Annotated in this window: 10 protein-coding genes; 4 read left to right on the top strand and 6 right to left on the bottom strand. The window is 72.7% G+C overall.

Annotated features, from left to right (window positions below):
• Nucleotides 1–226 precede the first annotated feature (226 nt).
• Together AC07BF_RS02955 and AC07BF_RS02950 are read left to right on the top strand one after the other, a co-directional pair.
• On the top strand, nucleotides 227–6,445 hold the full coding sequence (locus AC07BF_RS02955) for a DNRLRE domain-containing protein (protein WP_478332855.1): 6,219 nt from the start codon (nucleotides 227–229) through the stop codon (nucleotides 6,443–6,445).
• Complete coding sequence (locus tag AC07BF_RS02950) at nucleotides 6,442–6,699, top strand: hypothetical protein (protein ID WP_363586197.1); 258 nt, start codon at nucleotides 6,442–6,444, stop codon at nucleotides 6,697–6,699. Before AC07BF_RS02955 ends, AC07BF_RS02950 begins: the two co-directional genes overlap by 4 nt.
• Before the next feature lie 196 nt (nucleotides 6,700–6,895).
• Here AC07BF_RS02950 and AC07BF_RS02945 read toward each other — a convergent pair whose 3' ends face one another.
• From AC07BF_RS02945 to AC07BF_RS02935, 3 genes are all read right to left on the bottom strand, one after another.
• Nucleotides 6,896–7,813: a phosphatase PAP2 family protein gene (locus AC07BF_RS02945; protein WP_400808193.1), complete on the bottom strand. Its 918-nt coding sequence runs from the start codon at nucleotides 7,811–7,813 to the stop codon at nucleotides 6,896–6,898.
• 203 nt (nucleotides 7,814–8,016) lie between these two features.
• Nucleotides 8,017–8,679 (bottom strand): response regulator transcription factor, encoded by a 663-nt coding sequence (locus AC07BF_RS02940; RefSeq protein ID WP_363586194.1) that lies wholly within the window; start codon nucleotides 8,677–8,679, stop codon nucleotides 8,017–8,019.
• Complete coding sequence (locus AC07BF_RS02935) at nucleotides 8,676–9,797, bottom strand: sensor histidine kinase (RefSeq protein ID WP_478317255.1); 1,122 nt, start codon at nucleotides 9,795–9,797, stop codon at nucleotides 8,676–8,678. The genes AC07BF_RS02940 and AC07BF_RS02935 overlap by 4 nt, the downstream gene beginning before the upstream one ends.
• A 516-nt stretch (nucleotides 9,798–10,313) precedes the next feature.
• Between AC07BF_RS02935 and AC07BF_RS02930 the strand changes: the two genes are divergently transcribed.
• Nucleotides 10,314–11,813: an alpha/beta hydrolase family protein gene (locus AC07BF_RS02930; protein ID WP_478317257.1), complete on the top strand. Its 1,500-nt coding sequence runs from the start codon at nucleotides 10,314–10,316 to the stop codon at nucleotides 11,811–11,813.
• A 111-nt stretch (nucleotides 11,814–11,924) separates the two neighbouring features.
• Here AC07BF_RS02930 and AC07BF_RS02925 read toward each other — a convergent pair whose 3' ends face one another.
• Nucleotides 11,925–12,413 (bottom strand): SRPBCC family protein, encoded by a 489-nt coding sequence (locus tag AC07BF_RS02925; RefSeq protein ID WP_478317254.1) that lies wholly within the window; start codon nucleotides 12,411–12,413, stop codon nucleotides 11,925–11,927.
• A gap of 63 nt (nucleotides 12,414–12,476) precedes the next feature.
• Here AC07BF_RS02925 and AC07BF_RS02920 point away from each other — a divergent pair, with 63 nt between their 5' ends.
• Nucleotides 12,477–13,073, top strand: a complete 597-nt coding sequence (locus tag AC07BF_RS02920) for a TetR/AcrR family transcriptional regulator (RefSeq protein WP_363586191.1) — start codon at nucleotides 12,477–12,479, stop codon at nucleotides 13,071–13,073.
• Nucleotides 13,074–13,114: 41 nt separating this feature from the next.
• On the opposite strand, the gene AC07BF_RS02915 is transcribed toward AC07BF_RS02920, so the two are convergent.
• Nucleotides 13,115–14,047 (bottom strand): glycoside hydrolase family 18 protein, encoded by a 933-nt coding sequence (locus tag AC07BF_RS02915; protein WP_478317253.1) that lies wholly within the window; start codon nucleotides 14,045–14,047, stop codon nucleotides 13,115–13,117.
• 227 nt (nucleotides 14,048–14,274) lie between these two features.
• Nucleotides 14,275–14,700, bottom strand: coding sequence for a VOC family protein (locus tag AC07BF_RS02910; RefSeq protein WP_478317252.1), 426 nt, complete (start codon nucleotides 14,698–14,700; stop codon nucleotides 14,275–14,277).
• Nucleotides 14,701–14,804 lie beyond the last annotated feature (104 nt).

Genomic DNA, 14,804 nt, shown 5'->3' with positions numbered 1-14,804 from the left:
GCGGCCGGTAAGTGGTCGGCGCGGCCGGCGCCGCTGACGTAACGCGCGGGGCGCGGGCGCGGTTGCCTACGCCATGATCACGATCACGTGAATCTTGTCGAAACAAGATCATTATTTGATGATCCTTTGGCGTCATTTGACCCCATCTTTGATCTTGCCGCCCACTCCTATGCTCCGAGAGCGCCGTCGAGCGACGGTGTCTCAAGGAGTCGATATGAACAGACGGATGACCACACGACGCAGACCCGGCAGGCCCGTTGGCATGCGGGCGGTGAGCGGGTCGCTGGCCCTCGCCGTGGCGGTGTCGCTGCTGGCCGGGTCCGAGACGGCCCTCGCCGCGTCACCGAGCGCGGCGGCGAAGGCGGGCAAGGGAGCCGGGCAGTGGGCCACGTCCGCCGCCGACGTGCCGTCGGCGAGGGTCGCCGCCCGGCTGTCCGGGCAACGGGTGGAGGCGCTCTCCGAGCGTACGGAGACGTCGACGACGTGGGTGAACAAGGACGGTTCGCTCACCACCGAGCTGTTCGCGGGCCCGGTCCGCTTCCGGCGCGACGGCCAGTGGGTGGACGTCGACCTCGGCCTCCAGGCGGGCGCGGACGGGTCGGTGGCGCCGAAGGCCCACCCGAACGCGCTGCGGCTCGCCGGTGCCGGCGGCACCCGGGCGAAGTCGCTGCTCCACGCACAGGCGGCGGCCGCGGACGACGCCCGCACCCTGGTGACCCTCGGACAGGGCGACCAGCAGGTCGAGCTCCAGTGGCGCGGCGGCCTGCCCAAGCCCGCCCTGGACGGCACGAAGGCCACCTACCGGGACGCGATCGCGGACGGCGCGGCCGACCTGGTCGTGGAGGCCACCCGGACCGGCTTCGAGCAGTACACGGTGCTCAAGCAGCGCCCGAGCGCCGCCGGGTTCTCGTACACGATGCCGCTGAAGGCCGACGGCCTGAAGGCCGAGGTCCAGCCGGACGGCGGCGTGCTGTTCACCGACAAGCGCACCGGCGAGCGGCGGGCCGTGCTCCCGGCGCCGGTGATGTGGGACGCGACGGCCGCCGCCGAGGGCTCCGGCGAGCACGCCCGGCAGGCGAAGGTCGGTCTGAAGGTCGTTCAGCGCGGCGACGGCATCGACCTGGTGTTCACGCCGGACGCCGCGTTCCTCGCGGACCCGAGGACGCAGTACCCGGTGACGGTCGACCCCTCCACCACGGCCCTCGGCAACGTCTTCGACACCCGGGTGCAGCAGGGCGAGACGGTCGACTGGTCGGCCGACACCGAGATCTACTGGGGCAACTCCGGCACCAAGAACGCGGACGGCTCCTCCCGCCAGGCCCGGTCGTTCATCAACTGGAACACCGCGCCGATCGCGGACGCGCTGATCACCAACGCCAGCCTGTCGCTGTACAACTTCCACTCCGGCAACAGCGACTGCCAGCCCTACGCGTGGGACATCTGGGACACCGGCCTCGCCTCGACCGCCTCACGCTGGACGGCGCAGCCCTCCTGGAATGCCAAGAAGGCCACCGGCACCGAGACCAAGGGCCGGGACGCCTGCGGCGGCGACGGCTGGATCACCGCGGACGTCACCAACCTGGTGCAGACCTGGACGTCGGCGAAGAACACCACCTCGGGCATGGGGCTGCGCGCCCCGGACGAGACCAACACCAAGTACTGGAAGGAGGTGAACTCCGCCAACGCCGCGACCAACGTCCCGAAGCTGACGGTGACGTACAACTACCGCCCCCGGACCGGGACGGACCAGCAGGCCGGCTCCCCGTTCTACAAGGACGCCGCCGGCACCTGGTGGGTCAACTCCACCACCCCGACGCTGCGCGACACCTTCGTCGACCCGAACAACGACAAGGTCGACGGCACCTTCCAGATCTTCGACGCCGCCACCGACACCCAGGTGGGCAACGTCCTGGTCTCCCCGTACGTGCCGAGCGGGGCCCCGGCCTCCGTCAAGGTCCCGGCCGGTGTGCTGGCCAACGGCAGGACGTACAAGTTCCGCACCTCCCCGTACGACGGGCTGCACTACAACAACAACTGGTCGGCGTGGGCCACCTTCACGGTCGACACCTCCGCCCCCTCGGCGCCCGCCGCGCTCTCCTCCTCCGACTACCCGTCGGGCCAGTGGGTCAAGGGCCCCGGCCAGGCCGGTTCCTTCACCGCGACCCCGCCGGCCGGTGACCAGAACGCCCTGGAGTGGACGCTCGACGGCGCGACCTGGACCAAGGTCGCGACGAACGGCTCCACCGCGCCGGTGACCTTCACCGTGACCCCGGCCAAGGCCGGCACCAACACCCTTCAGGTGCGGGCGGTGGACCGGGCGGAGAACAAGTCCGAGGCCCGTACCCACACCTTCCAGGTCGGCGCGGGCGGTGTCACCTCGCCGAACGACGGCACGCGCACTGCGGCGCGCCTGCCGCTCACCGCCGAGGCCGACGCCGCCCGGTACGACCAGGTGGCCTTCTCCTGGCGGCGCTCCGACGCCGACGCCTGGACGCGGATCCCCGCCGGCGACATCACCAACGGCGGTGCCGCACTGGCGGCCTGGCCCGTGCCCCTCGCCGCGGGCAAGAGCCCGGCGCTCACCTGGAACGCCACCTCCACGGTGACCCCGGACGGCACCGTCCAGCTCCGCGCGGACTTCACCGGGCCCGGCGCCGCGGCCGTCTCCTCCGAGCCGGTGCGGGTCGTCGTCGACCGCAAGGCCGACGGCGCGGCGACGGAGAACGTCGGCCCGGGTGCGCTGAACCTGCTCACCGGCGACCTCAGGGTCCCGGCCACCGACGTGTCGCTGTTCGGCATGACGGTCGGCCGCACGCACTCCTCGCGTGACCCGCGGGCCGCCGCCGGCCAGGACGGCCAGGCCGCGGTCTTCGGCCCCAACTGGGTGTCCAGCGTGTCGTCGAGCCTGTCCGCCTCGGAGTACACGGAGATCCGCAGGACCTCCGGCACCTCGCTCAGCGTGATGGCCGCCGACGGCTCCGCCGTCTCCTTCACCTCGAACGCGGCCGGCAACGGCTGGGCGCCCGAACCGGGCAGCGAGGACCTCACCCTGAGCGGCTCCTTCGGCGCCGACTTCACGCTCTCCGGCACCGAGGGCACCGTCACCACCTTCGCCAAGGCCGATCCGGCCGCCGCCACCTGGACGGTGACCTCCACGCTCCAGGGCGGGCTGGCCAACACCACCACCAGCGTGGTGTCGGAGACGACCGTGGTCGGCGGCAAGACGCTGGCCCGGCCGAAGCTCGTCATCGCGCCGACCTCCGCGGCCACCCCGGCGGTGTGCGCGGCGAACGTCGCCGCCAAGGGCTGCCGCGTCCTGCAGTTCGTCTACGCCACCGCGACCACCGCCACCGGCGTCACCACCGGCACCGAGTTCGGTGACGTCGCCGGGCAGGTCAGCGCGATCAGGCTCTGGAGCACCGCGCCCGGGGCCGCCGCGGCCACCGCCACCGACGTCGCCGTCTACCGCTACGACTCGGCCGGGCGGCTGCGCCAGACCTGGGACCCGCGGCTCGGCCAGAGCAGCCAGAACCAGTACGCCTACTACACCCAGGGCGCCGACGACGGCCTGCTCTCCTCCGTCCAGCTCAGCGGCACCCTCGCCACCTCGCTGGCGTACGGCACCGTCACCGCCAACCCGGCCGCGGGCCCGGGCATGCTGACGAAGACCTGGCACGACACCCTCGCCCCCGGCACCACGGGCACCGTGAACGGCACCGCCACCACCACCGTCGTCTACGGCGTCCCGCTCTCCGGCGCGAAGGCACCGGAGGACCTCTCCGCGCCCGCCGCCTCCGCGTGGGGCCAGAGCGACCTGCCGACCGACGCCACCGCGGTGTTCCCGCCGGACCAGGCCCCCGCCTCCAACAACGGCACCGACCTCGGCGCCGGCGACTACACCAGGGCGAGCGTCACCTACCTGAACGCCTCCGGCCGCCAGGTCAACCAGGCCACCCCGGGCCACCACGTCACCACCACCGAGTACGACAACCAGGGCCGCCAGGTCCGCAGCCTGACCGCGGGCAACCGCGAGCTCGCCCTCGGGGCCACCCCCGCGGCCAAGGCCGAACTGGCCGACCTCGGCATCGACACCCTGCCCTCCGCCGAGCGCGCCCGGCTCCTGTCGAGCAGCAGCGCCTACAGCGCGGACGGCCAGCAGGAGACCGACGTCTACGACCCGCTCCACCGCATCACCCTCGCCGCCGACGCCACCTCCGGTGCGACGGTCCTGGCGAAGGCCGGCACCCAACTGCCCGCCCGCCAGCACACCGTGAAGACCTACGACGAGGGCCGGCCGACCGACGGCACCGCCAAGATCAAGAACCAGATCACCCTCACCACCACCGGCGCCCGGCTCCGCGCCTGGCCCGACCTGCTGGTCGACGCCCGCCAGGACCGGACCACGTACAACTGGGCGCTCGGCGTGCCCACCGCGCAGATCAAGGACAGCGGCGGCCTCGCCCTGACCACCACCACCGGCTACGACGGCCAGGGCCGGGTCGTCTCGACCCAGCAGCCGGCCTCCACCGGCTCCGACGCGGCGGCCGGCTGGACCACCTACTACACCGCCGGCGGCACCGGCACCTGTGGCAACCGCCCCGAGTGGGCCGACCTCGTCTGCCAGACCGGGCCCGCCGCGGCCATCACCGGCGGCGGCGCCAACCCGGCACAACTGCCCACCAGGACAACCCAGTACGGGCAGTTCGGCCAGGTCACCCGCACCACCGAGACGGCCAACGGCGTCACCCGCACCACCGTGACCGACACCGACACGGCGGGGCGCCCCACCACCGTCACCGTCACCGACGGCCTCGGTACCCCGGCCCCCGCCGCCACCACCACGTACCACCCGGGCACCGGCGCCGTCACCCGCCAGACCTCCGCCACCGGCGGCACCATCACCAAGGGCTACGACGAACTCGGCCGCCTGATCTCCTACACCGACGCCGACGGCGCCGTCACCACCACGGAGTACGACGCCCTCAACCGCCCCACCAAGGTCACCGACACCTCCCCCTCCACCACCACCTACACCTACGACACCGCCGTCGACCCGCGCGGCCTGGCGACCTCGGTGACGGACTCCGTCGCCGGCACCCTCACCGCCCGCTACGACGCCGACGGCACACCGCTCACCCAGGGCCTGCCCGGCGGCTACACCCGGACCGACGACAAGGACCCGGCCGGCACCACCACCGGCCGCACCTACACCCGCGACAGCGACGGCCTCGTGCTGGTCTCCGACGGCATCACCGAGACCATCCACGGCCAGCGGGCCACCCACACCGGCACCCCCGGCGTCACCGCGGCCCAGACCTACGCCTACGACCGGGCCGGCCGGCTCCTCCAGGTCCAGGACACCTCGACCGACGCCGTCTGCACCACCCGCACCTACACCTTCGACCGCAACACCAACCGCACCGCGCTGGCCACCGCCGACGCCGCCCGCGGCCAGACCTGCACCACCACCGGGGGCACCGGCCAGACCAGCACCTACGACACCGCCGACCGCCTGGTGAACCCCGGCTACACCTACGACGCGTTCGGCCGCACCACCGCACTGCCCGGCAGCACCGTCGCGTACTACAACACCGACCTGGTGCAGCAGCAGACCAGCGGCACCAACCGGCAGAGCTGGACCCTCGACTCGGCCCAGCGCTTCCGCGCCTGGACCACCGAGACCAACACCGCCGGCGCCTGGGCCCAGACCGGTCTGCGGACCAACCACTACGGCTCCGACACCGACAGCCCCCGCTGGATCACCGAGGACTCCGCGGGCACCCTGACCCGCAACGTCACCGGCCCCGCCGGCACCCTCGCCGCCACCACCGCGAAGACCGGCGGCACCGTCCTGCAACTCGCCAACCTGCACGGCGACATCACCCTGCGGCTGCCGCTGGACACCGCCGTCGCGCCCACCGTCCTCGACTACGACGAGTACGGCCAGCCGCGCACCGGCCAGCCCGGCACCCGCTACGCCTGGCTCGGCGACAAGCAGCGCTCCGACGAGACCCCGAGCGCCCTCACCCTCATGGGAGCGCGCCTCTACAACCCGGCCGCCGGCCGCTTCCTCTCCCCCGACCCGGTCCAGGGAGCGAGCGCCAACGCCTACGACTACTGCAACGCCGACCCGGTCAACTGCACCGACCTCAACGGCCGGATGCCCGGCTGGCTGAAGGCCGCGCTCAAGGCCGCCGTCGCCCGTGCCGTCCAACTGTCCGTCACCGCGGCCGTGGCCGCCTGGATCCCCTTCCTGGCACCCTGGGCGCTCCACATCGGCAACTGCGCCGGCGGCGCCTGCGCCGGTGTACTGTTCGGGAGCGGCGGCTGGAAGCAGCGCATCGTCTGGGCCGTCGCCGGCTGCCTCGCGGGTTTCGTCTTCGACCGCGGCGTCTCCCAGCGGATCGTCGACAAGGTGATCGGCGTGGTCAGGAGGTTCGTGTGACATCCACGGAGTCGGCGGAGTCGGCGGAGGAACCGGCAGCGCGCCGGGTGAGCCCGCTGCGCCTCGCCGCGACCAACGGGGCCTGGCTCGCGCCGTCCTTCCTCGCCGCCTACCTGCTCGCCGACCGCCTCACCGCCGACGCCACCACCCGCACCTGGTGCACCCTGCTCCTCGCACCGGTGATCGGCCTGGCCCTGCGTGCCGCGGCCACCCTCGTGGCCCGCCGCCGACGGGCGCGGACCAGCCGGCGATAGCCCGACGCACACTCCCGCAACAGGCCGACCCGCCGGCGCCACCGGCGGGTCGGCCTGTTCCGTGCTCGTTCCGTGCTCGTTCCGTGCCAGCGGGGCACACCGATGGTCACGAGGCAGACGGGGCGGCCGATGGCGAAGGCCGAGGCCAACGGCCTCGGCCTTTCGGCCGCCCGACGCCGAACGGCGCGCCGGGCGGTCAGCCCACCGCGGGCCGCGTACGACGCGCGGCGCGGGCAGGCACCTCCACCACGGTGAACCAGACCAGGACCGCGCACAGGAAGGCCGCCGCCGCGAAGACCAGCGGTCCCGTGACGGAGTCGTCCCGCGCGCCGGCGGCGAGCGCGGCGACCGCCGACAGGACGAGGGCGACGGCCGCCAGCGCACGAGGGCTGCGCGCGACGCCCGGTGCGGCGGAGGACGGCAGCAGCCAGAGCGCGAGACCGTAACAGGCGCAGCCCAGCAGCGCGGCCCCCAGCACGTCGCTGGGCCGGTGGTGGTAGAGCGCCTGCACGGCGCCGGCGGTGACGGTGAGCCACAGCATGCCGACCGCGGTGACGTAGGGGCGCAGGCGCGGGGAGGCGACGAGGGCGGCGCCGAGGACCAGCCCGATGGGGACGGCCGCGTGCCCGCTGGGGAAGCTCACCTCGGTGAGCATGTCGGGCGCGTTCACCAGGTCGGGGCGGGGCAGGAGCATCTTGCTGCACACCTCGGTGCCCCCGAACGTGCCCAGGACGACCCCGATCGCCGCGCAGCCCTGCCACCAGCACCGCCGCACCAGCGCGACGACCACGATCACGGCCATCCCCACGACCAGGGTGGGAAGGGCCGTGAACTCCAGCGGCGGCATGGCCGCCGAGTCGTAGACCGACCCCGACCAGTCGTAGATCCACGCCGGTTCGCCGCCGTTCCCGTTCATCAGGGAGTTCTCCCCCCGCTGCCCGAACGGGGTCCAGACGGCGAGCAGGTAGACCGCCACGAACCCCAGAGCGCACAGCAGAGCCGGCAGCCACGGCCGTATCGACCGCGAAGGGCCCCCTCCGGCCGGGGTTCCCGGGGCCCGGCCGGGAGCGTCCGGCCCGGGTGCGGACAGGGCCGGGTGATCTTGCTGAGTCATCACTGTCTTTCTGCTCGCAGCTCTGGGAACCGCGAGCCCTGGTCGTAGACGACTTGGTTTGAACGGGGACGCCGACGACGACGTCACGGTTCCCGTCCCGACCCGGACCCGACACCGGATCCGGACCTGGACCCGGACCCGACACCGAACCCGGACCCGGACCCGGACCCGGACTGAGGACATCGCCGTCGGCTCCTGCGGCGTCATGCCGGGTGGATGAGGCGGCTCTCGTAGGCGAAGACCACGGCTTGTATCCGGTCGCGGAGTTCGAGCTTGTGCAGGATTCGCCCCAGATGGGATTTCACGGTCGCCTCCGCGAGGAACAGGGCGGCCGCGATCTCGGTGTTGGACAGGCCGCAGCCCACCTGGACGAGCACCTCGCGTTCACGGGCGCTGAGCCGGCTCAGCCGATGGTCGGGGCCGGCGCTGCCGCCGTCGGGGATGTGCGGGCGCAGGTGCTCCAGCAGGAGGCGGGTGATCCGCGGGGACACCACCGCGTCGCCCGCGGCGACGCTGCGTATCGCGGTGAGCAGTTCCTCGGGCCTGGTGTTCTTCAGCAGGAAGCCCGAGGCTCCGGCGCTGAGTCCGGCGAAGGCGTATTCATCCAGGTCGAAGGTGGTGAGGATCAGCACTCTGCTGTGCGGGGAGGCCCGGATGACCTGCCGGGTCGCCTCGATCCCGTCGATCCCGGGCATCCGGACGTCCATGAGGACGACATCGGGGCGCAGTTCCCGGGCGAGGCGGATGGCCTGGGCGCCGTCCGCGGCTTCGCCGACCGGTGTCATGTCGGGCTGGCCCTCCAGGACCGTGCTGAAGGCCATCCGGAGCAGTGCTTCGTCGTCGGCGATCAGGATGCGGATCGTCATGCGGACGCCGCTCCGCCGCTGTCGAGGAGGAGACGGGTGTGGACTCCCCAGCCGCCACCCGGAAGCGGTCCGGCCCGCAACGTCCCCCCGTAGGCGGCCGCGCGCTCGCGCATGCCGGGGATGCCGTGGCCGGACGGTGTGGCGCCGGGAAGCGGCGGGCGGGGGCCGCTGTCGGTGACGTCCACGGTGACGGTCCCGGTCGAGCACCGTAGCCGGACCTTCGCGCGTGTGCCGGTGGGTGTGTGCTTGAGGGTGTTGGTCAAGGCTTCCTGTACCAGGCGGTAGACGGTCAGTTGTGCGGTGGCGGGTATGTGGGTGTGGCCGCCCTGGACCTCGATGCGGGTCGGCAGCCCGGCGGCGCACATCTGGTCGGCGAGGGCCTCCAGTTGGGCGATGCCGGGCAACGGGTGGCGTTCCGCGTCCGGTTCGTCGGTCCGCAGGATGCCCAACGAGCGCCGCATGTCGGTCAGGGCCTGCCGGCCCGTCTCGGAGATCTGGAGCATCGCGGTGGTCGCCTTGTCGGGCGACCGGTGCTGCGCGTAGACGGCGGCGTCGGTGAGCGCGACCATGACGGACAGGTTGTGGGTGACGATGTCGTGCATCTCCCGGGTGATACGTGTCCTCTCCTCGGCGACGGCCAGTCGCGCCTGCTGTTCCTGTTGCTGCTCCAGGCGTGCGGCCCGTTCCTCCAGGGCCGCGAGGTAGGCGCGCGTGGTCCGCACGTTCACACCCAGGACGGCGGCGGCGACGACCATCGCGGTGACCGCGACGAAGGGGGTCAGGAACGCGCCTTCCGTCGCCCAGCGCAGGCAGGCCAGCAGGGCCCCCGCCTCCACGACGGCACCGGTGACGAGCGTGCCGCGCCGGCCCGAGTTCGCGGCTGCCGTGTAGAGGGCCACCAACAGGCAGACGTCCGCCGGAAGTTGGACGTCCGTCAGCCACTGGACGAAGGCCGCGGCTGCCACGACGCCGAACACCGCGAGCGGGGCCCTGCGCCGCCACACCAGGGGCAGTGCGAGGGCGGCGGTGAGGGCGACGGCCACCGGCAGCTCGTGCGGTGCCCGGGTGGTGATGATGTTGAGCAGGAGAAGCGTCGGCAGCAGCGAGTCCCACGCCATGGGCGGCAGCCGGGAGGACCGGCGCCCGGCGGCTGTCACCAGTCGCGCCGCTCGTGCGGAGGCCAGGTCGGCGTACCTCGTCAGCCGTGAGGTCGTCCCCGCCCACCGCACCCGCGTCAGCACCCACACCCTGCCCCGGCCCCGGCCCCGGCCCCGGTGGGCATTGCCGGGTTCCGCGGCCGCCTCGGTCATCGCACGTCCCTGTCGATTCAGCGTCATGGTGGCCCCGGCCGGGGCTGCCACCGCGTGCAGCCGGATCCGAGTGGAGTACGGGAACGTACGCCTCGCGCTGCCCGGCACGTACCGCGGCCCTGTCACGGTAGGCGGCGGGCCCCATGGAGCACATGAGTCCACCGTCTGATGGCGCCGTGCCCGGGTACGACCGCAGGAGGAGTCCCGCTACCTCCCGTGGTCGTAGGGCGGCCGCCGATCCGGCGTGCCCGATTGCCACTCCGGTCGCACCGGGACCTGCCGCGGATTGCGACCCCGGTGGCACCCGACGGCGACCCGGGATCGATGTGGCAGCGCGTGCCCGGCGCCGAACATGGCCTGGTGACCGAGATCATCACGGGGCTGTACATGTCCCCCCTGGAAATCCTTGTCCTGCTGGGCGCCGTCGCACTGGTGGTGGCGCGCTGGCTTCCCCCCTCCGCCCGCCCACGCGTCACGATCGCGGCGGGGGCGGTTCTCGTGCTGTCCGCGATCCTGCTGAGCGTGGCGGGGATCCACTGGCAGATGCTGCCGGTACTGGCAGGCGCCGCCTTCGCGTCGCCGTTCGCCCTCTCCCCCCTGCTGCGACCGCTTCGACGCCGTCCCGGCCGGCCGGCGTGGCGGGCCCGATGGTGGCTGGCGTTGCCGGGATCGGTGGCCTGCGTCGGCCTGATCGCCACGGGCCCGGTGGCCGCCTGGGCCCTTCCCGTACCCGAGTTCCCCCAACCGTCGGGCGACTTCGCGGTCGGCACCCGCGTGGTCCAGTGGACCGACCCGCACCGCCCCGAGACCTTCACCGCCGATCCGGACGACCGGCGCACGGTCGTGGTCCAGCTCTGGTACCCCGCGCAGAAGAGCCCCACCGGCGCGCAGCGGGCCCAGTACCTCGGACGTACGGAGCACGAGGCGCGCACCGTCTCCGACGCCCTCGCCCGCCAGGTCGGCCTGCCGGGTTTCCTGGTCGACGGTGTTCCGCGTGCCCACACCCATGCGGTCTTCGACGCCCCGGTGGACGGCGGGCGGGGGCGGTTCCCCGTCGTCCTGTTCTCACCCGGGTCGGGCGGAGTGCGCACCCAGAACACCGCCTGGGCGGAGGAACTGGCCAGCCACGGCTACGTGGTCGCCGCCCTCGACCACCCGTACGACTCCGCCGCCGTCGTCCTCTCCGACGGCCGGACGATCACCACCGAGACCACCTCCACCGGCGACCCGGACCAGGACGAGAAACTGGCGGCCGACTGGACGGCGATTCGGGCCGCCGACCTCGGCTTCGTCCTCACCCAACTGGACGGCCTGGACCGGGGGGAGGCCGCCGACCCGCTGAGCGGACACCTGGACACCGGCCGGGCCGCGGTGGCCGGACACTCCATGGGCGGCGCCGCCGCCCTCCAGGCAGCCCGGCAGGACCGCCGCTTCCACGCCGTCATCGATCTGGACGGCTACCCCCACGGCCCCGCCTCCCCCTCCCTCGACCAGCCGACGCTCGCGCTCACCCAGGCCATCACCCCGGCAACCGACCCGCGCTACCTGCCCCGCCTCACCGAGGCGCTCAAGTCCAGCACCGCGACGAGCTACCGGCTCACCATCCCCGGCGCCGCACATCTCACGTTCATGGACGGCCCCCTGTATCTGCCGCCCGTGCCCTCGATCGTCGGCTCCCTGGGCCGCACGGAGAGCCCGCGCGTCGTCGCCGCGGCCACCCTCGCCTTCCTGGACGCCACTCTGCGAGGCAAACCCGGCGACCTGGCCGGCGTTCTGCCGGCCTACGGCAACCTCACCGTCCACCGCCCGGACAACAGCGGCTGACCAACTGTTCCGGGGCACGTACGCCTGCCGGACGAGGACAACGGCATCAGACGAGATCATCAGCCGGACGGCCGTGCCCGAAACCGCTGGTAGGCGGCCCCGCGTCGTTGTTCACCTGTGGGCGAACGCGCGGAGCAGGCGTACGTACGGGGTCCAGCGGGCCGGGCGGGCCACCGTGCCCGTGCAGGCGAGCTCGGCGCGGTCCAGGCCGTCCTCCAGGCAGGCGTCGTGCATCGGGCGCCAGGCCGCCGGCCAGGTCAGGCGCGCCAGGCCGCCGGCCTTCATCGCGAGGGTGTGCCGCAGCACGGTGCGTTCTTCGTCGACGGGCAGCACCGTGAACTCGTGGAAGCCGTGGAATCCGCGCGGCCCGCTGAAGGTGAAGCGGACCCAGGCCCCGGGCACGTAGGCGGTGACCGTGTAGCGGACCGGGCCGTGGCCGCCGGTCGCGCCGACCGCCAGTGGGCGGTCGAACTCCATCGCGGGCCAGTCCGAGTGCGGCCAGAGCCGGTCCGCCGGGCCGCCTGACAGGTTGTCGACGAGCGCGCCCACCTCGCTCGCCTTGGCGGCCAGCAGGCGCTCGTGCACGTTGTAGACGCCCATGCGTCCTCCCCTTCAGATTATTAGAGACCATCCTCTAATAATCTGGAGGGTACCCTCTGATTCATGGCGAGACCACCCCGCTTCGACACCGACCAGATCCTCGACGCCGCCGTCCGGCTGGCCGCCTCCGCCGGGCCGGCCGGCGTGACCATGTCCGCCGTCGCCCAGGCGATCGGCGCGCCGAGCGGGTCCATGTACCACCGCTTCCCCGGCCGTACGGCACTGCTCGCCGAGATGTGGCTGCGCACCGTGGAGCGTTTCCAGGAGGGGTACTTCGCCGCACTCGGCAGCGCGCCCGACCCCCACCCGGCCGCCCGCGCGGCCGCCCGGCACGTCATCTCCTGGAGCCGCGCCCACCCGCAGGAAGCCTCGCTCCTCCTCTACGGCGCCGAGGAGTTCGGCCGCGCCGACTGGTCCGAGGACCACAAGGAGCGCGCGGACCTCGGCAGCCGGCGCGTGCTCGACTCCATCGCCTCCCTCGCCGAAGCCCTCGGCGCGGCGGGCCCCCGGGACCACGAGCGCATCACCCTGGCCCTGATCGACCTGCCGCTGTCGGTGGTCCGCCGCCATCTGCGCGCCGGGCAGCCACTGCCACCGCACGCAGAAGACCTCACCGAGGAATGCACGACGGCTCTGCTGGCCGGCGCGGGGGCTCCGTGATCGGACTCCCCGAAGCCGGAGTCCTCCGCGGAGCTACACCGTCAGGCCCTGGCCGCCGGGGCGACGAGCGCCTGACGGACGGCGCAGTACCAGCTGGCGGGGCCGGTGGGGCAGTCGGGGCCGTCGACGTTGCGGGAGAGTGCGTACTCCCAGCCCGCGGCACCGGCGAAGTCCGGGTACTTGTCGGCGAGAGCGCGCAGGGTCCGCTGGAGGACCGGCATGTCGACGTAGCCCCCGCAGTCCAGGTTGTCGTTGGTGATGCCGGCGGCGACGACCTTGGACGCGGGGAACTGGTTCTGGATGACCGCGTCGTAGTCGGCGGTGTCGGCGAGGCTGCCGTTGCCGCAGTAGAACTGGGTGTTGTACCAGCGGATCAGGGGGCCGACCTGCTTTTCGAGCGTGCGGTAGTCGAGGAAGGGGAGGTTGCCGCCCTCGGGCAGGGTGAGCTCTCCGGGCCCTGGGGCGAGAGTGATCAGGAAGTCCGGCCCGAAGTCGGAGCGCAGCTGGCGGATGAGCCTCTCGGCGGTCGCCTCGTGGAACGCTTCCTCGACGTCGAGGTCGATGCCGTCCAGCCGGTACGTCCTGAGGGCGTCGCGGACGGGCGGGTAGTACATGCCGAAGTCCTTGTCGAGCAGCCCGTACGTCCCCTGCGCGGCGCCGCCGAGGAGTGCGGTGACCTTGACGCCCTTCGCCTGCACCGAGGCGATGTCACGCCACATCTGAACGTACTTGAGCGCGGAGGGCGGGTCGTCGTTCAGGGTGAGGATCGGGTACTGGGTGGGGTTGTTGAGGTGGAACGCGGCCACCTCCACCACGTCCGCGTGACCGATCAGGGGCACCGGGGAGACGTAGTGGCTGTCCGGGTCACCTGTGGTCGTGCCGGTCTGGTAGAACGCGACGACGTGGCGGGTCGCCGACGTCTTCGCCGCGGGAGAGGTGCCTCGCACCCCATCCGGGTGTCCGTGACTGCTCATGGACGGGTTCCTCCTGGTGGTCGGCCACAGACCTGCTGTGGGTCACCAGGAAGCGTGCCGCCCCGCCTGGAGGGTCGCGCGCATTCCCACCACGCGTCCTGGAATTCCACTCCGCCAGCCCCGTACCACCGCCGCCGCCCATCGGCCCGGCCCGCCGGGTCGAGGCCGGCGAGGTCGGTGTCGCGCTCGGCCCGACGAGCTCCCCGCCTCGCCGGCTCGGGGGAGGCTCAGTCGACGCAGAACTCGTTGCCCTCGACGTCCTGCATCACGATGCACGAATCGTGGCCGTCGTAGAGCAGTTGCACGCGTACCGCGCCGAGCGCGACCAGCCGGGTGCACTCGGCTTCGAGCGTGGCGAGGCGCTCTTCGCCCACGAGCCCGGTGCCGACCCGCACGTCGAGGTGCACCCGGTTCTTGACGACCTTGCCTTCGGGAACGCGCTGGAAGAACAGTCGCGGGCCCTCGCCTGAGGGGTCGCTGCAGGCGGACCACGAACCCCGGTCCTCAGCAGGCTGGGAGCGGTCGTACTCGTCCCAGGTGGCGAACCCCTTCGGCGGCGGCGATTCGTACCCCAGCACCTCGCACCAGAAGCGGGCGACGCGCTGGGGTTCCGCGCAGTCGAAGGTGACTTGGAACTTCTTGATCAATGACATAAGCGCACCATAACAGGGGTGCTGTCGCTCATCTCCGGCCCAGGAGCCGCACGTTGGCGCTCCCGAAACGGCAGGGGCGCGGGTCCTCCAGGAGAACCGGGAGC

The sequence above is a fragment of the Kitasatospora sp. NPDC043950 genome, assembly GCF_056435345.1.
Note: the sequence above shows the minus strand (reverse complement) of the source record. Positions and strands in the feature narration are given on the sequence as shown.